The sequence below is a fragment of the Parasphingorhabdus cellanae genome (assembly GCF_017498565.1).
Classification (GTDB): domain Bacteria; phylum Pseudomonadota; class Alphaproteobacteria; order Sphingomonadales; family Sphingomonadaceae; genus Parasphingorhabdus; species Parasphingorhabdus cellanae.
The window spans coordinates 2,707,674-2,725,902 of record NZ_CP071794.1 but is presented as its reverse complement, the minus strand read 5'-3'; the positions used below and the strand labels follow the sequence as shown (position 1 = coordinate 2,725,902).

General features: G+C 55.7%; 19 protein-coding genes. 3 read left to right on the top strand and 16 right to left on the bottom strand.

Annotated elements, in window-relative coordinates; genetic code table 11:
- Positions 1-2: 2 nt before the first annotated feature.
- From J4G78_RS13130 to J4G78_RS13090, 9 genes are all read right to left on the bottom strand, one after another.
- On the bottom strand, positions 3-905 hold the full coding sequence (locus J4G78_RS13130; RefSeq protein WP_207986985.1) for a VOC family protein: 903 nt from the start codon (positions 903-905) through the stop codon (positions 3-5).
- A 129-nt stretch (positions 906-1,034) separates the two neighbouring features.
- Positions 1,035-1,799 carry an enoyl-CoA hydratase/isomerase family protein gene (locus J4G78_RS13125; RefSeq protein WP_207986984.1) on the bottom strand — a complete coding sequence of 255 codons (765 nt, stop codon included), beginning with the start codon at positions 1,797-1,799 and terminating at the stop codon, positions 1,035-1,037.
- On the bottom strand, positions 1,796-2,662 hold the full coding sequence (locus J4G78_RS13120; RefSeq protein ID WP_207986983.1) for a polysaccharide deacetylase family protein: 867 nt from the start codon (positions 2,660-2,662) through the stop codon (positions 1,796-1,798). Before J4G78_RS13120 ends, J4G78_RS13125 begins: the two co-directional genes overlap by 4 nt.
- Entirely contained in the window at positions 2,659-3,462 is an 804-nt protein-coding gene (locus J4G78_RS13115; protein ID WP_207986982.1) for an SDR family NAD(P)-dependent oxidoreductase, read from the bottom strand. The genes J4G78_RS13120 and J4G78_RS13115 overlap by 4 nt, the downstream gene beginning before the upstream one ends.
- Positions 3,462-3,767: a RedY/HapK family protein gene (locus tag J4G78_RS13110; RefSeq protein ID WP_207986981.1), complete on the bottom strand. Its 306-nt coding sequence runs from the start codon at positions 3,765-3,767 to the stop codon at positions 3,462-3,464. The genes J4G78_RS13115 and J4G78_RS13110 overlap by 1 nt, the downstream gene beginning before the upstream one ends.
- A gap of 13 nt (positions 3,768-3,780) precedes the next feature.
- On the bottom strand, positions 3,781-4,974 hold the full coding sequence (locus J4G78_RS13105) for an amidase (protein ID WP_207986980.1): 1,194 nt from the start codon (positions 4,972-4,974) through the stop codon (positions 3,781-3,783).
- The gene (locus tag J4G78_RS13100) at positions 4,971-6,332 is read right to left on the bottom strand and encodes a phenylacetate--CoA ligase family protein (protein WP_207986979.1); all 1,362 of its coding nucleotides are present in this window, start codon (positions 6,330-6,332) and stop codon (positions 4,971-4,973) included. Before J4G78_RS13100 ends, J4G78_RS13105 begins: the two co-directional genes overlap by 4 nt.
- The gene (locus J4G78_RS13095) at positions 6,329-7,636 is read right to left on the bottom strand and encodes an MmgE/PrpD family protein (RefSeq protein WP_207986978.1); all 1,308 of its coding nucleotides are present in this window, start codon (positions 7,634-7,636) and stop codon (positions 6,329-6,331) included. The genes J4G78_RS13100 and J4G78_RS13095 overlap by 4 nt, the downstream gene beginning before the upstream one ends.
- A complete protein-coding gene (locus J4G78_RS13090) occupies positions 7,633-8,883 on the bottom strand; it encodes an MmgE/PrpD family protein (protein ID WP_207986977.1) in 1,251 nt (416 codons plus the stop codon). The genes J4G78_RS13095 and J4G78_RS13090 overlap by 4 nt, the downstream gene beginning before the upstream one ends.
- Positions 8,884-8,927: 44 nt before the next feature.
- Between J4G78_RS13090 and J4G78_RS13085 the strand changes: the two genes are divergently transcribed.
- On the top strand, positions 8,928-9,689 hold the full coding sequence (locus J4G78_RS13085; RefSeq protein ID WP_243457092.1) for a GntR family transcriptional regulator: 762 nt from the start codon (positions 8,928-8,930) through the stop codon (positions 9,687-9,689).
- 8 nt (positions 9,690-9,697) lie between these two features.
- Here J4G78_RS13085 and J4G78_RS13080 read toward each other — a convergent pair whose 3' ends face one another.
- The 5 genes from J4G78_RS13080 to J4G78_RS13060 form a co-directional block, all read right to left on the bottom strand.
- On the bottom strand, positions 9,698-10,786 hold the full coding sequence (locus J4G78_RS13080) for a CaiB/BaiF CoA transferase family protein (RefSeq protein ID WP_207986975.1): 1,089 nt from the start codon (positions 10,784-10,786) through the stop codon (positions 9,698-9,700).
- A 7-nt stretch (positions 10,787-10,793) separates the two neighbouring features.
- A complete protein-coding gene (locus J4G78_RS13075; protein ID WP_207986974.1) occupies positions 10,794-11,987 on the bottom strand; it encodes a CaiB/BaiF CoA transferase family protein in 1,194 nt (397 codons plus the stop codon).
- Between the two features lie 106 nt (positions 11,988-12,093).
- Positions 12,094-13,272, bottom strand: coding sequence for an acyl-CoA dehydrogenase family protein (locus J4G78_RS13070; protein ID WP_207986973.1), 1,179 nt, complete (start codon positions 13,270-13,272; stop codon positions 12,094-12,096).
- 64 nt (positions 13,273-13,336) lie between these two features.
- Entirely contained in the window at positions 13,337-13,846 is a 510-nt protein-coding gene (locus tag J4G78_RS13065) for a MaoC family dehydratase (RefSeq protein ID WP_207986972.1), read from the bottom strand.
- A gap of 35 nt (positions 13,847-13,881) precedes the next feature.
- Positions 13,882-14,706 carry an HpcH/HpaI aldolase/citrate lyase family protein gene (locus J4G78_RS13060; protein WP_243457091.1) on the bottom strand — a complete coding sequence of 275 codons (825 nt, stop codon included), beginning with the start codon at positions 14,704-14,706 and terminating at the stop codon, positions 13,882-13,884.
- A 108-nt stretch (positions 14,707-14,814) separates the two neighbouring features.
- Here J4G78_RS13060 and J4G78_RS13055 point away from each other — a divergent pair, with 108 nt between their 5' ends.
- On the top strand, positions 14,815-15,723 hold the full coding sequence (locus J4G78_RS13055; protein WP_207986971.1) for a DUF1838 family protein: 909 nt from the start codon (positions 14,815-14,817) through the stop codon (positions 15,721-15,723).
- Between the two features lie 61 nt (positions 15,724-15,784).
- On the opposite strand, the gene J4G78_RS13050 is transcribed toward J4G78_RS13055, so the two are convergent.
- Together J4G78_RS13050 and J4G78_RS13045 are read right to left on the bottom strand one after the other, a co-directional pair.
- A complete protein-coding gene (locus J4G78_RS13050; RefSeq protein ID WP_243457090.1) occupies positions 15,785-16,471 on the bottom strand; it encodes a hypothetical protein in 687 nt (228 codons plus the stop codon).
- Between the two features lie 80 nt (positions 16,472-16,551).
- Positions 16,552-17,022: a hypothetical protein gene (locus tag J4G78_RS13045; RefSeq protein ID WP_243457089.1), complete on the bottom strand. Its 471-nt coding sequence runs from the start codon at positions 17,020-17,022 to the stop codon at positions 16,552-16,554.
- Positions 17,023-17,140: 118 nt separating this feature from the next.
- Here J4G78_RS13045 and J4G78_RS13040 point away from each other — a divergent pair, with 118 nt between their 5' ends.
- A complete protein-coding gene (locus J4G78_RS13040; RefSeq protein WP_207986970.1) occupies positions 17,141-18,130 on the top strand; it encodes a LysR family transcriptional regulator in 990 nt (329 codons plus the stop codon).
- Positions 18,131-18,229: the final 99 nt, after the last annotated feature.

The following is an 18,229-nucleotide window of genomic DNA, read 5'->3' as shown; positions in this document are numbered from 1 at the left end:
GTCTAGCTAATTTCGATCAACTCCAGCAATTCACCCGCCGGGCCAAAAGCCGTCGCGGTTCGGCGATCCCTATACAGCGCGCCCGCCCGTACCTGTGGCGGCGTAATCCAGCCCACATCAATCGCGTCCAGATCATCAACCGCCAGTGTCACCAGCGCATTGCCCGGCGGTAACATACCGTCATGTCTCGGCCGCGACGTCGCCTCTTCCGGATAATCATCCACCTCGACAATCGGCAGGCGATCATTCTGAACCATGGTCAGATCGGATACCGTCCCTGCCGGTTTCCCGAACGCCTCGTTGATCATGCTATATTCCAGCGTATAGGTATCGCCCACCGTCAGGTGCAGCTGGTCACGATACCAGTCGATAGTGCCCACACGATCCGGCGTCGCCAATATCACGATGAAAATATGATCGGTCAGCGACCGGGCCATGGGTAGATCGGTCGAAGGCGTATTTTCGCGCACTTCGTTGAGATAGACCATTTCACGCCCGGTGCCGAGCACCTGCATCGGCACGAAAAAGGGCAGCCCCTCGAGCTCTTTCGGCGGCCCGATAATATCAAAACCGCTGCCCTGCAAGCGGTCCGGCCAGCCAAATACATCCTCGACCGTCAGCTCATAGGCCGCCCAACCATAGGTTCTGGTCGGTTTGAAATCCGGATGATCGGGCTGTTCCACCAGACGGATGAAACAATCGGCCCTGCTGGCCGGTTGCAGCACCGCCATGGGTGCCCCCGCACTGCCCGGACAATTCCAGCCTTGCGCCAGATCATCGCCCAGCGGCCCCGTTTCGGCAACTTGCATGCCCAGAACATCGCGATAGTCTTTCAGGGCCGCTTCCAGATCGGGCACTGTTGCTACGCCGCCGAGTATCGAGCCATGTTGTAAAGCATGTGTCATGTTCGCTCCTGTATTCCTGCGCAGGCAGGAATCCATCTCCTGCCGTTTCGTCTATTCGTCAGCCTCTAAGATGGACCCCCGCCTGCGCGGGGGTTGACGCTTCGGAACGCGGATGCATTCCGTGGCGCGTCAAAATTCCGGCTTTCTTTTCTCCATGAAGGCGCTGACGCCTTCCTTGAAATCATCGCTCTCAAAGGCAGAGTCGAACAGCGCGGACGTCTCGGCATCATCGTCAGCCTGTCCGTCCAAAATGCGCTTGATAATCGACTTGCTCATGGTCTGGCTGTGCGAGGATACTGACGCCATCGTCGCCGCCAGCGCTTCGGCCTCGGCATAGGGATCGTCAGCCAGCAGGGTGATCAGGCCAATATCGAGCGCTTGTTGCGCGGACATCAATTGGCCGGTGAACAATATCCGCTTGGCCTGTGAAGGCCCGACCAGATCGACAAGCAATTTTGTGTCGTGCAGCGGATAAACCAGCCCCAGTTTCGAAGGCGTAATCCCGAACCGCGCTTTCGGCCCAGCCACCCGCATGTCACAGGCCAACGCGATGCCACATCCACCGCCCACACAATCGCCATCAATAATCGCGATTGTCGGCTTGGGCGCCTGCGCCAGTTCATGCTGGACCCGGCCAATGGCCGCCTGATTGCGTGCGCGCCATTCCGGATCGGTTGAACCGGTTGCAAATTCACCAATGTCTGCGCCAGCGCAAAAAGCGCTATCCTTGCGGCTGGCGTGCAGCATCAACACACGGATCGTATCGTCCGCCATCGCATCGGCCAGCAATTCCGGCAACAACTCCCACATGGCTTGATTAAACGCATTGCGCTTGTCCGGCCGGTCAATCAGCAGATGCGCGACCTTGCCCTGTTTCTCAAGCCGCAAGGTCATAGAGGATCAACCTTCGCCAAATGCTGGGCAATCTGATGGCGGGTGGTTACCCAGACGTCCTTTTTAGATCGCACATGTTTCAGAAATTCCTCAAAGGCCCAGATCCGGCCTGGTCGGCCGATGATGCGCAGATGCAGGCCTAGGGACATCATTTTCGGATTGCCTTCTTCGCCTTCGCGATAAATCTGGTCGAAATTATGCTTGGCATAATCCAGCCATTGCTGCGGCGTCATCGCGGGATCGGTCCACATTTTCATGTCATTGCTATCAAGCTGATAGGGCACAATCGCAATCGGTTTTTCCGCCACGGTTTCCTTGTCCCAAAATGGAATATCTCCGGAATAGTCGTCCATATGATAGGCAAAGCCCTCTTCGATCAGCAGACGCCGGGTATTATCGGTATGGAAATAGCGCGACAGCCAGCCATAGGGGCGCGTGCCGGTGGTCTTTTCAATCGATGTGACAGCCTTGCGGATGAACTCGCGTTCTTTTTCCTCGTCCATCTTGAACTGGTGGACCCAGCGATAGCCATGGCTTACCGGCTCATGACCCATTTCTGCAATGGCCGCGGCAATTTCCGGATGGTTTTCGAGACTCATCGCCGCGACGGTCCAGCTCGCCATAATCTCATAATTTTTGAGCAGCTTGATGATACGCGGCGCGCCCGCCTTAATACCATAAAGATAATTGCTCTCATTGCCATAGTTACGGATCGGGGACTTGATATGGATGCCAAGCTCGTCCACCGGCTCCATCCCGCGATCCCCCCGCGCCACGGTCATCTCGCTGCCTTCCTCGACATTGACGACAATGCTCAGCGCCATTTTCGCACTATTGGGCCAATCCATTCGTTCTTCGATCAATGCATCTCCTCCCCACCAGAAACGTTAATCGCTTCTCCGGTGACATAAAAGGCGTCGTCGCTCGCCAACCATGCACAAGCGGCGGCGGTATCAGACGGCAGGCCGGGCCGCCCCATCGGATTGCTCTTGCTCATATTGGCGAGATAGGCCTCAACACTATCAAAGCCGAGCAGCTTTGAAAAATATGCATTCTGCTGCGCACCAAGACCGGTGGTCACATGATTGGGGCAAACCGCGTTGACGGTAATGCCGTGCGCACCCAGCTCGACCGCACTCGCCCGGGTCAGGCCAACCATGCCATGTTTGGAACTGACATAAGCAGGCAGATGCGGAAAACCGGTCTTTGCGGCTTGCGACGCGATATTGATGATCCTTCCGCCATCACCCGAAGCCACCATCGCCTTCGCCGCCGCTTGCGTGCAGTAAAACGCGCCCGATAAGTTCACACCGATGACCTGATCCCATTCCTTGGCCGTATCCACTTCCAGCAACGGTTTCATCATGAAGCCGATACCGGCATTGTTGACGAAAATATCAACCGCGCCAAAAGCATCCACGCTTTGATCGACCAGAGCCTGACATTGCGCCGCATCGCTGACATCACAGGATATGGTCGCGACTTTGACTCCGCGCCCGCGCAACTCTTCTGCCACGCCTTCTTCCTGATCGCCGATGGTGAGGTCCGACACGACGCAATTCGCGCCTTCATCGGCAAAACGCTGCAATATGCCCTGTCCCAGCCCCTTTTCCTTACCGGAACCGGTAACGACGATGGTTTTGCCTGCAAATTTTCCGGACATCAGAGGTCTTCTGTCAGTATGAATTGCGGACCATCAGCATAGTCCTGAAACGGCGCCGCCATGGCCTGAAATTCAGGATCCGACACATCGGCAACAAATGCATCCAGGCCGGTAATGTCGATAATCTCGAAATATTCATAAGGGGACGGATCATCGGAACCGAATAAACCGGTTGCCTTATGGATCGTGAAAGATGTCACCGAGCTCAGCGCACTTGCCGTTGGAATATCGCGCGTTTTGGCCCATTCCTCATATTCGCCGATATCCACGCCTTCTTTCAGATTGAACAATACAATGATGCGCATAGTTTCTCTCCTCTTATGTGATTTCCAAATAGGTTTCGGGACGACGATAGCCGCGTAACTTCTCGTCCAGTCTCCGCGCCAGCGCAAATAGATCCGCTTCGCATCCTTTGGACGCCAGAATCTGGAGCCCCAAAGGCATGCCATTGTCGTTAAAGCCGGACGGAATGGTAATCGCGGGAAGGTCTGCAATATTGGCAAGACAGGTATAATCAGCCTGATTGGCCGGTGCATCTTCGCTATGCGGAAAGGCACCTTGCGGGGCGGTCGGCAAGATACAAAAACCGTGTTTTGAAACCAGCGCCTGCATCGTTTCAGAGGTCTGTTCGAGAATCGCCTGATCCTCGTCCCAATCGGCGGCGCTGCGTTTCGGACCATAGGTGAGCAATTTTTTCAGATTATCGGAAAGCTTGCTTTGATCTTCGTCCGCCAAATGTGCAGCCATGGCTTTCGATGTTTTTATAAATCCGGCAAAACGGATGCGCGACAACGGATATTTCAGCTGAGCCACGGCAATGGTTTCCCCCGCCCAGCGCATGATGTCACGGAAATTTTCGATGACTTCCAGTTCGCAATCAACACCCGTTTCAACCAATGTCGCCAGTGATCCTGTCTCAGCCTTATCCTCACCGAAATCGCTAATGACCCGTGCGACCTTTTCGAGCAGGTTTAAATTCCGCGCCAGCGGTCCGATGCAGTCCAGTGATTGCTCCGCTAACTCTAGTCCATCCTGGCTAATCGCCGATTGCGCGGGTTTAAATCCGTACACGCCGCAATAAGCAGCCGGTATACGCACAGACCCCATTGTGTCCGTGCCCAAGGCGACATCGCATAGACCAGCCGCAACCGCAGCGCCGCTTCCGCCAGATGAACCGCCGGGCGTATAACCTTCCTTGTGCGGATTATATGTTTTGCCGAACCACGGATTGTCGGTCTTTGCGCCCAGCGCGGCCTCCTCCATATTCAGCATCCCTATCATGGCCCCTCCAGCTGCCCGCAGCCGTGCAACGACCGCCGCGTCTTCGCTCGCAACGCGGTCACGATAGAGTTCGCAACCGGCGGTCCAGGGCATATCTTTAACCGCGATATTGCCCTTCACGCCGACGGTGACCCCGGCAAGAGGTCCGGTACCACCCGTCGCGGTCCGATCAAAATCGGTAAAGGCGTTTAATCGCCTGTTGGCCGTTTCCAAGGCATCCCAGTCGATCATAAACCCCGCTCATCAATCAGGCGAATGGGCTTTTGACGCGTGTCAATCTGCGTATCTTTTGCAGTTCCTCCGGCATCAACCAACGCTACACCGACTTCAATACCGATGCCTTTACGAAGCAGGTCCACCAACTCCGCCCGGCTGCTGCTGCCTTTGCTTTCCAGCGTTACGTGCATCTCGTCCCGTCCGGCATCGTCACGCGTCACGCGGCAGACATATTCGCCGGTCAGGTCGCCACGCCCTTCGATAATGGCTCCAATGGCATGCGGGAATATGTTGATACCGCGCAGCTTGACCATATTGTCGCTGCGTCCCTTGAACCCGGTAATGCGCTTGAAAACCATGCCGGTGGCATTGCTGTCGGTGCGTTCCTCGGTAATATCATGGGTGTTAAAGCGGATACAGGGCGCAATATCATCCTTGAACAGGCAGGTCACTACCATATCGCCGGTTTCTCCGGATGCTACGGGCTCACCAGTGTCGACATCCAGCAATTCAAGATATTGCGCGTCTTCCCACACATACATGCCGTCGCGTTCAGGGCCTTCGCCAGCAATGCTGCCCGTATCGCCGACCCCGTACCAGTCAAAGGCCTTGGCCCCTTGCCACGCCGCTTCGGTTGACGCGCGATCTTCGGTTCCCAGATGACCTATGATCATCTTGAGATTGATGCGGTCAAACAGATCTTCCGCCGCTGCGACCTCGGCTAGCTTGCGAATATAGTCGACAAAGCCAACCATGCAGCTGACATTGAAATCCGCCATCAGGTTTACCTGATTGATCGACCGGGTTTCTATGCCGGTGCCAGCGCTGAGGAACAGGGCATTGGTAAAATGGGTCACCGCCTCGCGAATATAATGCCCGCCATTGATCATGCCGTGCCCATAGACCGACTGCACCACATCATCGCGCCCCAGACCCATCCAGCGATACATCCGCCCGACCAGCAAATTGGTGATTTCCCGTCCCTTGGGCCCAAACATCAGCGGTTGCGGACGGCCTGTTGTTCCCGATGTCGTGTGGAAAACCACTGGCGTGTCTCCGCGCCCGTCAAAATCCCCATAAGGCGGATAGTCGTTCACCGAGGCCATCAGATCGCTTTTGTCATAAACCGGAAGCTTGGTAATATCCTCCAGCCCCTTGATATCGCCCGCTTCTATGCCCTGATTGCCCCATAAGCGATGGTAAAAGGGAATTTCCCATCCGCGTTGCATCAGCTTCAAAAACTGTTTGTTTTGGATCGCAAAAAGCTCATCCCGGGACATGCCAATGTAGCGCGCGGTGAACGCATCGCCGACGGGATAATCTGCGAGCATCTGCTTGGCATCAAAGGCTTCGAAATAGGTCGGAAAAGTCATCGGGGCTCCGTGGCATAAGCTAAGGGGTTGTCAAATATTCTGGGGTCGCAATCATCGCGCGCAAGCGAACGGGCAAGAGCGCGTTTGGATTGTGTCTGGGCATCGGACATCGGCGAAGTAGGGCTGCCAAGATTGTCGGCGATGGTGCGCTCTATCATCCTGCCGTCCAAGAGCGTGATGCTCAGTTTTTGTGGAGCCAGGGCATTGTGATCAGGATTGTCATCGATACGGACAACAACCTTGCTGCCGAGCTCCATCAGGTCGGGATTGGCAAATTCCTGAGCATGGAAGCAGCACGGATCAATGATGCGGTCCCGCAGCATCAGAGGCACGAGAAAGGGCAAACAAAGCCGCGCATAGCCTGGTGTCATATCGGTTTTATAAGGGCGTCCGACAAGTCGGTGGATCAATGGCGGCGCTGCCACATCAACCGACCGGACCATTGCCGGGTCCAGTGATCCGTCGCGGATCATGTCGTCAATCGCGCCCAATATTCCATGACTGGCCCGACCAGACGGAAAGGGTTTTGTGCTGACTTCCTCAATCAACCAACGCTTCCCGATATCATCGGTATAGCGCGTCAGATCACCCGGTTCGAACAGCTTGAAATAGCCAAAAGGTCCTTCAAGTGCATCATGCGGACCATCCATGCCGGCCTTTGCCAGATCCACAGCGGAGATCGCCCCGCGGGATGCGTTGGCGATCTGTAAGGGCAGTGCAATAGATGCCTCGACATGGGCCTGCATCGTGCCCGCCGCTTGGGAGTAAGCCAGCCCCAATATGTCGGCAAATTTTTCCGCTGGAACGCCTTCCAATCTCGCGGCTGCCAGAGCCGCACCGATTATACCTGCCGTCGCGGGGCGGAAAAACTGCATCGCGCCGGTCGCGGCGACACCGATGCCGCTGGCAATATCCACCCCGACAGCCAAGGCGGTCAGAAACTGTTCCGCTTCGCATCCGCCCATCCGATCCGCGCTGGCCAGCAAAGCTGCCGTTACGACCGACATGGCATGGACCACTGCGGGTTCATGCACGGCGTCCCATTCCAGACAATGGATGGCGAAGCCGTTAAACCAGGCCGCCGATGGGGCGGGCAGCCGATCCGCCAAGCCCAGCAACCGGACATCATCCCCAGTGCCCCAGCTGCGAACAGCAGCCAGCATGGCTTGTGCTTCATCGGACGCCCCGCCGGCTGCGCCGCCAGCCAATGTGTCACCGAGCAACCGAATTGCCGCCGCCCTGACGCTGTCGGGCAGGAAATGTTTGGCCGCTGCGAAATCCAGAATTTGCTGGGTTGCTGTCATGATAGCCACTCTGACAACATCTCATGGATGTCTGCTGGATCATCTCCGTTTAACACGAGATCAATCGCCCGATCCGCTTCCTTGTCGTCCAGCCCTCCCCAGGCAATCAACGTCCGCGCCTTCTCGATTATACCCTCTTTCGGCAACGGTCGTTCGGGATCGCCAAGCGTGTCGACCAGTTCAATAGCTTCTCCGCCACATGTAACCCGTGCGCCATAGTGTTCGGGATAGCGAGTGGTTATGTCACCGGCTTCGGAAACCGTGACACGGGCACGAGCATCAGTCAGAGCTGCGATGGCATCGGGTTCAAAATCGCTGAGTTGCGGCACGCCGCGTTCCGCCACCACGGCCACCGCGTGTTGAAGCGAAAATTTCGCGTCGATCACGGTTTGAGGATCCGGGCGATCACAGAAACCAATGGCGTCAACATAGGTTTCAACGTGGATATCACCGTCCAGCGCCCCCAGCTTGGCCTTGAGTTCCAGCGCCGCATCAATAGCTGGATGAGCATGGCGGCAAGCGCCCCATGGCTTGAAGCTGACTTCATGGATGCGCCATTGATCGGGGAAGGTCATTGGTTTTGGGTTTTTGCAGGTGGCGGCGTAGAGGCCTTGTGGGCCTTCAAGAATGAAGCGCGGGCCAACGACGCCTTCCAAGACAGCGTCGGCCGCACGCCATCCTGTCTCTGCGGCATGGGAAATATGCCATTGCTTGGCCTGCCCCTGCTCGTGCCGCATTTGCCAGAGCCCTCCTGCTACCGATCCGGCAAGCCCCATCGCAGACACAAGGGCATTATAATCCATTTCTGGCTCAAACAAATGACAGGCTGTCACTGCAGCCCCGAAAATTCCGGCCGTACTGGTGTTATGCCACATGGCATAGTGACCGTCATCCAAAGTAGCGCCAATGCAAATTATTGCGTCATAACCGCGAACAGCCGCATCGACGATCTCGTCCATATCGCCTATCTGATTTCCAAAGACCGTGCCCCAGACCACCGGTCCGGGATGTAGAATGGCGCTCCTGTGAATATCGTCCATTTCCAGCAGATTGCCGAGCCAAGCTGCTTCTACTGATGGTCGAATGTCAAAAATATCTTTGGGAAGCGTTCCCAGTTCTGACTTGAGCGCACCCGCCACACATCCCAACCAATCGAGCAAATGCAACCGGGCGCGTTGCCGTGTCGCTTCGTCAACAGGGCGCATCAAATGAGTCGCCAATTTCTCGGTCAGGCTCTCTTGCGTCATAGCGGCGCTCGTCCTAAGACGGCCTCATGTCCGGGAGAGAAAAATTGGCTGCCAAAGCGCCCGCTAAATCGAAAAGCGCGTCCAAGAAAAAGCCGCGCTATCTTGAGTTGGCAGACGAACTGCGCGAGGCGGTGTTGCGCGGAGACTATCCCGATCCCGGTGATTTTCCGACCGAATCTGTCTTGTGCAAAAAATATGATGTCAGCCGCTTCACCGTGCGAGAGGCTCTGCGGAAGCTGACCGCCGAGGGCTTGATTACGCGCAAGCGGGGCTCCGGAACGGTGGTTCAGCCAGCGACCGCCCGCGCCGGCGCACTGCACCAGCCGCTGAGCAATGTCGGCGAAATTTTGCAATATGCGCGTGATACGACCATTGCTTTTGAAAAGAAGAAAGCGGGCACCATTCCCAAGGATGTGGTCGAGCAAATCGGCGCGAAAGCCGATGGCGACTGGTTTGCCTTTCGCGGCAAACGGATGAAGCCCGGGCGCAAGCGGCCCATTGCGGTGACCGAGGCCTGGGTTCACCCCGAACTGGCCGATGCTGTCGCTCAGATCGACGTCAACGCCACGACCCTGTTCGGGCAGATTGAGACGCTGGGCGAAGTCAGTGTGGCCCGAGTGACGCAGGATATCCAAGCTATTAAAGGCGCGAAGGATATACTGGCGGAGCTTGGCTTGGAAAAAGGCGATCCGGTGCTGCGTATATTGCGTTGTTATTTTGACGAAAGCGACCGGATGTTTGAAATTTCGGCGAGCTATCATCCCGGCGAGCGCTTTGCCTATTCGATGCATATCGAGGTAGACTGAAGCCCGCATCATTGCGGCTCATCCAAGACCGGGGCATCATCTGCCTGCCAATCAGTTTCCGAAGCAAAGCGAAAGGATGGCGCGATTTGATGACTGCCATGCGCTTCGATCAAGAGGCCGCGTTCACGCAGAAAATCCTGGTCCAGCGCTTCGCGAAAATCGAGCACGGGGGAGAAGGCGACGTCCTTGTCCGCAAACCACTCAATCCATTGATCGCGCGTTTTGGTCGCGAAAATCTCCCGCAAAAAAGCGACCAAGGGCGCTTGCCCCGCGCCCGGTTCAGCCTCGGCGAGCGGTAACAAATCCAGTCGTTCCAGCGCGGTCAAAAGATTGCGCGCAAATTTCACCTCGCGCGCGCCCAGTACGACATGTTTGTCATCTGCGGTTTTATAGACATTGTAAAAAGCCGCGCCGCCCAATGACCGTTGCGACTGCGATTGAGGCGAAGCGCCGCCAGCGATAGCCGATCCGGCAATATGAGCACACCACGGCAACATGGAGTCAAACATGGCTATGTCGATATAATCGCCCTCGCCTGACTTGTCCCGCCCGATCAGCGCCATTAAAACCGCTGACAATCCATTGAGACCCGCGGCCATATCCGCCGAAGGCACACCGGGCACCACTGGTGTGCCATCAGCACCATCGTTGACAGACAAAAAACCGGACAAGGCCTGCACCGCCAGATCATGCGCGGGGTGATGCGCCATTTCGCCCTCCTGCCCAAAGGCGGAAATCGAGCAATAGACAATCTTCGGGTAGCGCGCCGATACCGTATCATAGTCAAAACCGAGCCGCTTCATCACGCCGGGGCGAAAACCCTCGATCATCACATCGGTATCGGCCAGCAATTCCCAAAGCTGCGCCCTGCCTGCGTCGGATTTCAGGTCGAGCGCCAGCGCCTGCTTGCCGCGATTGAGGTTGCGGAACCAGACAGATTGCCCTGCCTCCATCGGCTCCATTGCGCGGGCGGGATCACCGGTCGGCGGCTCAACCTTGATCACCTCGGCACCATGGTCGGCCATCATCATGCTGAGCATCGGGCCCGGCAGAAAAAGCGAGAGGTCGATGACCTTGATACCCGTCAGTTTGGCCATAAGATGTTCAGACTATCCCTTTCGCACGCAGGTCAGCAATCGCACCCGAATCATAACCGGCTTCCGCCAGAACCGCATCACTATCAGCCCCGAGCAACGGCCCTGCCCGATTGGGCAGGCGTTCGCCATTCAGTTTGATCGGGCTGGACAGGACATTCATGTCCGCACGATCCGGATGGCTGACCGTGTCCCGCATGCCGATGGTCTTCAACCAAGGACTGTCGAGTGCCTGATCAAGACCATAGACAGGCGCAATCGGCATCAGGCCCTGCAGCAATTCCAGCCAATGCGCGACCGGATGAGCGGCAAAGATATCGCTCAAAATATCCGACAAGGCCGAGCGGTTGGTCAGGCGATTGGCCGGTGTGTCAAAGCGCGGATCCGTCATTAACTCTCCATGACCGATCCGCTCGCATAATATGGTCCAGAATTTTGGCAGCTGCGCCATGACGAACATCCAGCCGTCGGCGGCCTTGAACATCTGGCTCGGCGTTGCGGACGGATGAGCCCCGAAAGGCGCACGGCCCGTGACATCATCCTCATTCATGTACCAGAGCGCGGGATAGCTGGTCTGATGGACAGCGGCAGACAGCAGGTCGACGTCGACATCACAGCCTTCACCGGACCTTTGGGCATCGAGCAAGGCGGCGAGCAAGCCAACGGCTGCCATGGTCCCGGTCATGAAATCGACCATCGACAGACCAAAGCGCACGGGCGGCCCGTCAGGATCACCGGTCAGCGCACAAAAACCGGCCTCGGCCTGCATGAGATAATCATAGCCCGGCCATTTCGATCGCTCATTGCCGCGCCCGTAGGCGGAGATATGGGCACAGACGATGGCCGGATTGACTGCTTTCAGCGCATCATAGTTGAGGCCAACCTTGTCCGGCACATCACCGCGCAAATTATTCGCCACGACATGCGCGTCTTTGGCGAGTGTGTGCAGCACCTGCTGCCCTTCGTCGGTGCGCAGATCAAGGGTGAGCGAGCGCTTGTTCAGATTGAAGCTCTGAAAATAGAGGCTTTCCTGTTCGCGCAGCCAGTGCGGCCCGACATGGCGTGCCGTGTCACCGCCTTTTGGCGGTTCGATCTTGATTACATCCGCGCCCATCTGGGCGAGGAACATGGTTCCATAAGGACCGGCACCATATTGTTCGGCGGACAAGACACGAAAGCCTTTCAGCGGTTGCTTGACGGTCACGCTATATCGTCATTCCAGCGAAAGCTGGAATCTCCCCGAGACTTCGAAAGGCCTTGAGCAGATCCCAGCTTTCGCTGGGATGACGGACTTATCAAGGCAAACCCCATCACGCAGGATTCCTCTTGACCCATTGTTTGGAAATAATCATCCGCTGCATCTCGTTGGTCCCTTCACCAATACACATAAGCAATGAATCGCGATAATAACGCTCGATTTCATATTCCTTGGAATAGGCATAACCGCCATGGACGCGCATGGATTCCTCAGAATTGCGCACCGCCGCTTCCGATGCAAAATATTTCGCCATACCCGCTTCCAGATCACAGCGCTCCCCGCGATCATAGGCTTCCGCCGCATCGAGGGTCAGCAAGCGCGCCGCTCTTGCGCGGGTCACCATTTCACCCAGTTTCAACTGGATCGCCTGATGTTCGGATATTGGCTTGCCCATTGTCTCGCGCAGCTGCGCATATTCGGTGGCAAGCCGAAGCGAACCCTCGGCCAGACCAACGCCCCGCGCCGCAACATTGATACGGCCCAGCTCCAGACCACCCGTGGCCTGAAAAAAGCCCTGGCCTTCGACACCGCCGATAAGATTGTCCGCTGGGATGCGATAATTGTCGAACACAAGCTCCGCACTGTCGATACTGTTATAACCCAGTTTTTTGAACTTCTTGCCAACCGTAAAGCCTTCCCCCTTGGGCGCGATCATCAGGCTCATACCCTTATAGCGCGGGTCTGCCTTGGGGTCGGTTTTGACCAGCAGCGCAAAACAGCTGCCGTTAATACCGTTGGAAATCCAGGTCTTGGTGCCGTTGATGACATATTCATCGCCGTCGCGGACAGCCGTGGTGCGGATCGCCTGCAAATCCGTACCCGCATTGGGCTCGGTCAGCGCCAGCCCGCCGCGAATTTCGCCGCTGGCAAATTTGGGCAGCCATTTGGCTTTTTGCTCAGCCGTACCAAAACGCTCGACGGCACAGGCCATGATCAGGTGCGAATTGAAAATGCCGGTTATCGCCATCCAGTGCGAGGCTATTTCCGCGACGATCTTGGCATAGCTGGTCGCCGGCAAGCCGAGGCCGCCATATTCCTCGCCAATGGTGGCGCCGAACAGACCCATGTCGGCCATTTCGCCCACCAGCTCTTCCGGCCATTTATCCTCGTGATCATGTTCCATGACCACAGGCTTCACCGAACGATCAATCCATTTCTGAATCGCATCCATGAAAGCCTGTTCTTCTTCCGGATCAATCATATGCTGCGCATTATCAATTGCCGTTGCCATTTTCGTCGCTCCTGAGTGTTTTAAAACTGGGGTTCCCTCCCCCGTTTATTTTGTCGTCGACTGTTTAATCGTCCGCGCCGCCAAAGCCGCGCTTCCAGATCAGCATGGTGCGTTCAAACGTGCACACGACTTTGTCATCCTGGTTTTTGCCAATCGTCTTGATCGTCACGATGCCTTGCTCCGGACGCGAAGAGGATTCCCGCTTTTCCAGCACTTCGCTCTCGGCATAGAGGGTATCACCGGGAAATAACGGATGGGTGAGACGGATTTTGTCCCAACCGAGATTGGCCACCGCTTTCTGGCTGGTATCGGAAACGCTCATCCCGACCATCAACGCGACGGTCAGCGGAGAGCAGACCAGCGGCTTTTCAAATTCGGTTTTCTTGGCAAATTCATAGTCAAAATGCGCCGGATGCGTGTTCATCGTCAGCAGGGTGAAATGCACATTGTCGGTATCGGTGATCGTCCGGCCGGGACGATGCTCGTAGATATGGCCCTCTACAAAATCTTCAAAATAGCGTCCAAACGTTTCGCGGAAACGTCCCGGGCTGACTTCTATAACTCCATCACGCATGTAATTGTCCTTATTCGCTAAACTAGTTTCAACATTCAGGCGGCGGCGACAATGTGTCGATATCGTTGCATAACCGGCGCTTCTAACATACGCCCATTATAACTAATCGCCTTGCCTCCTGCCGCATCAAACGCTTCGATCGCCTCCTTGGCTTCGGCAATTTCTGCATCACTGGGTTTCATCGCGGTGGCAATGGTGAAAATTTGTTTCGGATGAATCGCAGCCTTGGCATGAAAACCCATCGCCTTTGCCTTACGGGATTCTTCCTCCAGCCCTGCTTCATTGCTCATATCGATATAGGGCACATCTATCGCCGCTATGCCTGCGGACGCACAGCATAATATGAACGCTCCGCGAGCGGCGAGCAAAGGCTCCCATTCCAACTTGGTGCCAAGCTCAGCCGAAAAATCACCGCCGCCAAACATCATACCGGTTACTCCGGCACTGGCGGCCAGTGCATCACCAGCGCGCAAGCCTTTGACGGTTTCGATCAGCGGGATCAGACCATCAATCCGATCGCCCAAAATGCTATGGGCAATTTCAACCTCTGCCGCACTTTCGACCATCGGCAGGAAAACCAACGAGGGAAGATGATCAGAAGCAGATAACGCTAGCAAGTCAGCCAAGCCCGCTTCCGTCTTCAGTCCGTTGATTCGCACCGCCGTTTCTGACCGGTCGAGCGTTTTTAGCGCCTCCAACACGGATTCGCGTGCGCTGTCCTTTTGATCTCCAGGCACTGAATCTTCCAGATCAATACAGATCAAATCTGCACCACTATTCGCCGCTTTCTCAAAGCGTTCAGGCCGATTGGCGGGCACAAAAAGGAAGTTGGTAAAACCGGTCATAGGGTCCATTATCATGTTCGATCAATATTGCCTCTTCACAATTTGTCCGGACAAATCTAAAGTCAACCAGAAAGTGAAATTAATTGCAGCATCACTTGGTATGTTTTTAGGGAGACGCGTGAAATGAATCGATTTTTGAAACAGACAGCTTTGGCAACAATGGTGGCATCCTTTGCTCTTGCCAATCCCTCCTCGGCACGGATGCTGGATCCCGAAAAACCGGAAGACGCTCTGGAAATCATGAAACGAACCCAATGTGGCACGGCTGATGGTGTGCCTGCCGTCTATCACTGGTCCGGCAAGGTCTATTCCCGCGTTCAAGGAGAACCTGACCGGCATTTGTACAATGGCGAAGGCATGAATATCCGGCAATGTGTCCGGATCGAAGACCCCAAGCGTGGCGTCGGCTATCGGCAGGTCAGCCGCGAAGTGATGTTCTATCTTGATCCCAAAACCAATGAAGTGCTGCGCACCTGGGACAATCCGTGGACGGGGGAGACGGTCAAGGTCATGCAAATTGCCAATGATCCGGTGAACAGTCGGCCCAACTATCCTTACCGCGCCGATGGCACGCCATATACGCTGCCCAATATCCGGCAGCAGGGCAACTGGATGTTCATGCCAATTGAAGTGCCGCTCTTTTACCACAATGTGCTCGCGGGCGATTATCAGGATTATGTCGGCAATAAATATCATGCGATGGAGATTTTCGACTTCACCATGCTCGCTGATGAAATTCTCGATACCAATAATCCCACCGCTTATCCGTCGATCAGTTGGGTACGGATTTCCGACTGGATGCCGTGGATGAAAATGCGCGGGCGGCAGGGACAGATGGTGTTCAACGCCATGGGCGCGAAGCTGAAAAGCTATGATGAGCTGCCGGACGTGATCAAGGATGAGATTGCGCTCAACTATCCAGAATATACCGCTCCGCCACCCGGCGATGATCCGCGCAAGAATGAAACCACCTGGACCGTGTTCAAGAAGATGATTGATGTGGAACGAGCGGCTGAAGCGGACAAGAAGTAACGCTTCCCGTCAGAGTTTTCTCCCTGGGGGTCGGCCGCGTTGGCCGGCCTATTTTTTGTCGCTAAAACGGCTTGATATTGCCCAGAAATGCAGTGGCGAGCAACAACAGATAGACAATCCAAACCCAAATACGCGTGGTGTCCATCGTCTTGCGCAGCGGGATTTCGGTCTCATCCGATGATCCTTCTGCGATCAGCTTGCCAAGCTGCGGCCCGACCGGTTTGAACGCGACATCGATCATGATGGCGGCGGCAAAGATTAGACCGAACATCAGCGCCTTGGTTGCCAACCATATCGGGATCAGCGGCTCGCCCTGCACCAGCGATAATATGCCCAGACCAAGATAGAACAGAGTGAGGCCGATTTTCAGCACAAACTCGATTTTCCGGTCGCGCGCGGCGCGTTCTGTCTGGTCATGGATATGCGCATCCCACACCAGCCACAGCCACGCTGCGCCTACCACCCAGGATAAAGCCACACCCCAGCCCGGCACATCCCACCAGCCGCCGGCATCGACCATCGTAATCGTCAGCGGGACCATCAAGGCCCAGGCTGTCCGCGGCGTCATGTCGAGATTCACCAGCAGTTGCAGCAGAACCAGCCGCTGTGGCAGATCATATTTTTCCCGCTTGCGAAAATGCTGGCCGAGCATGAACACGCCAACATCGGCACCCAGCCACAGGACGAATAGCAGGATGTGGACGAAGACCAGCCATTGGTAGAAAGAAATATTCAATAGCTCTGTCATCGCTTCGGACCCCCGCAGGTTGCTGTATGAGCCATCCATAAATATGTCCGGACAAATTGCAATGTTTCAGTCTGGATCCGTCAATCGATTACGCGACGTTCATCGCACAAAGTGCGCTTAAACAATTGCCCGTCCTTGAACCAGTGCCAGGTCCGCGCCCGGTGATTCCCATCGTCACCGAGACAAATAATCTCGTAGAAATTGGCGCCGAGATCATCCTTGCGATTGAGGTTGAGCAGGATAAGCCCGAAGTCGGTTTCCCATCCACAACCATCGAAATTCTTATTGTCCCACCACAGCTTGCCGTCGCGCAGCACACCGTTCAGGGTGGAGCGATATTCGCGGCCGTCATCCCACTGGAACAGGTTTTTCTGGATATAGGCATAGGGGCCGTCATGCGGAAATATACATTCCACGCGCGCCTGGTGTTGGTCGACCAGCTGATTGTCCGTGTCAACGTGGCGGTAGACACCGGTCCATATGCCTTTATGCCTCATCATGCCCGGCATAAGATCAGTCAGTATCGCTTTGGTCTGCGCTGTCACGGCCATCCACCCTTCTCGCTACGTGAAATTTCCGTTTCGTTAGGCGACGTGATATTGACCTGCTAACAACCATTATTGGCTTTTGCACAGCCGTTGATTGTAACAGGCCCCAAAAGGAATATTGATGACCCAACCTGACTTGCGCCAACGCTTTATCAAGCCATCAATGGATCCACAGAAATTGCAGCATTTCCTCTCCGTCTATGACACAGGCAGCTTTTCGCGCGCCGCCAGCAATAATGACGTTAGTCAACAGGCCGTCTCCAAAAGCGTCGCAAAGCTGGAAGAAAGTCTGGGCGTGAAGCTGTTCGAACGCGGCGCTTTCGGGGCGGAGGCTACGCAATTTGGTCATGCTCTGGCCCGCCGGGCAAAAGTCATTACGGCCGAGAGCCGGCTCGCGGCCGCCGAAATAAGCGCGCTGCGAGGGGCGGATCGCGGCTATGTCCGTATCGGCCTAGGCTGGTCTTTTCTCACCCGCATAGCGCCGATGATCATTAACCGGTTCAGCGAGAAACAACCGGGAGTAACGCTCAGTATCACATCCGGCGACAGCAGGTCGCTCTACGAAAAATTACTGCGCGGCGAAGTGGAGTTTGTCGCCAGTGCACCGCCAACAGATCTGGAAATCGACAATGCCATCGACACGACCGAGATGTTCGAGGACCGCGATGTGATCATGATGCGCCGCGACCATCCGCTAGCCTCCAAGTCCGACATCACGCTGGAAGATCTGGCTTCGCAGACATGGCTGGTATCGATGCAGCTGCAGATGCAATGGCAGCGCATCTGTAACGTTTTTCTTGCCGCCGGCCTGCCCCCGCCAGCGAAATATGTCGACATGGATTCGGTCATCCTCGCCAAGTCGACCTTGTTGCAAAGCGATGCCGTCATGTTGCTCGCCAAAGAACTGTTCGCCACGGAAGAGGAACGCGCCCAATATCATATCGTGGAAGGGACCGAGTTTCCGGTGGCGCGCACCGCCTATTTTGCGATTCGCCGTAATTCCGTGCTGCAACCGGCGGCCCAGAGCCTGAAGAACGAGCTGATCGCCGCCTGCCGCACGGTAGTCGGTATCAATCAACTGCGGGGTATCACTGTGGCGGAAAAGCCATAAAAGCTCGAAAAATCCATCTGGTTGTAGATTCAAACCAATTGGTTGTTAGCGTTTGCCCTATCAAGAAGATTAGCCAAGACTCCTAAAATTTGTCTGGAC

Excerpts from the sequence above, each read along its gene's own strand:
- J4G78_RS13130 (WP_207986985.1), bottom strand. The coding sequence starts at position 905 with ATGACACATGCTTTACAACATGGCTCGATACTCGGCGGCGTAGCAACA.
- J4G78_RS13125 (WP_207986984.1), bottom strand. The coding sequence starts at position 1,799 with ATGACCTTGCGGCTTGAGAAACAGGGCAAGGTCGCGCATCTGCTGATT.
- J4G78_RS13115 (WP_207986982.1), bottom strand. The coding sequence starts at position 3,462 with ATGTCCGGAAAATTTGCAGGCAAAACCATCGTCGTTACCGGTTCCGGT.
- J4G78_RS13110 (WP_207986981.1), bottom strand. The coding sequence starts at position 3,767 with ATGCGCATCATTGTATTGTTCAATCTGAAAGAAGGCGTGGATATCGGC.
- J4G78_RS13105 (WP_207986980.1), bottom strand. The coding sequence starts at position 4,974 with ATGATCGACTGGGATGCCTTGGAAACGGCCAACAGGCGATTAAACGCC.
- J4G78_RS13100 (WP_207986979.1), bottom strand. The coding sequence starts at position 6,332 with ATGACTTTTCCGACCTATTTCGAAGCCTTTGATGCCAAGCAGATGCTC.
- J4G78_RS13095 (WP_207986978.1), bottom strand. The coding sequence starts at position 7,636 with ATGACAGCAACCCAGCAAATTCTGGATTTCGCAGCGGCCAAACATTTC.
- J4G78_RS13090 (WP_207986977.1), bottom strand. The coding sequence starts at position 8,883 with ATGACGCAAGAGAGCCTGACCGAGAAATTGGCGACTCATTTGATGCGC.
- J4G78_RS13080 (WP_207986975.1), bottom strand. The coding sequence starts at position 10,786 with ATGGCCAAACTGACGGGTATCAAGGTCATCGACCTCTCGCTTTTTCTG.
- J4G78_RS13070 (WP_207986973.1), bottom strand. The coding sequence starts at position 13,272 with ATGGCAACGGCAATTGATAATGCGCAGCATATGATTGATCCGGAAGAA.
- J4G78_RS13065 (WP_207986972.1), bottom strand. The coding sequence starts at position 13,846 with ATGCGTGATGGAGTTATAGAAGTCAGCCCGGGACGTTTCCGCGAAACG.
- J4G78_RS13060 (WP_243457091.1), bottom strand. The coding sequence starts at position 14,706 with ATGATAATGGACCCTATGACCGGTTTTACCAACTTCCTTTTTGTGCCC.
- J4G78_RS13055 (WP_207986971.1), top strand. The coding sequence starts at position 14,815 with ATGAATCGATTTTTGAAACAGACAGCTTTGGCAACAATGGTGGCATCC.
- J4G78_RS13050 (WP_243457090.1), bottom strand. The coding sequence starts at position 16,471 with ATGACAGAGCTATTGAATATTTCTTTCTACCAATGGCTGGTCTTCGTC.
- J4G78_RS13045 (WP_243457089.1), bottom strand. The coding sequence starts at position 17,022 with ATGGCCGTGACAGCGCAGACCAAAGCGATACTGACTGATCTTATGCCG.
- J4G78_RS13040 (WP_207986970.1), top strand. The coding sequence starts at position 17,141 with ATGACCCAACCTGACTTGCGCCAACGCTTTATCAAGCCATCAATGGAT.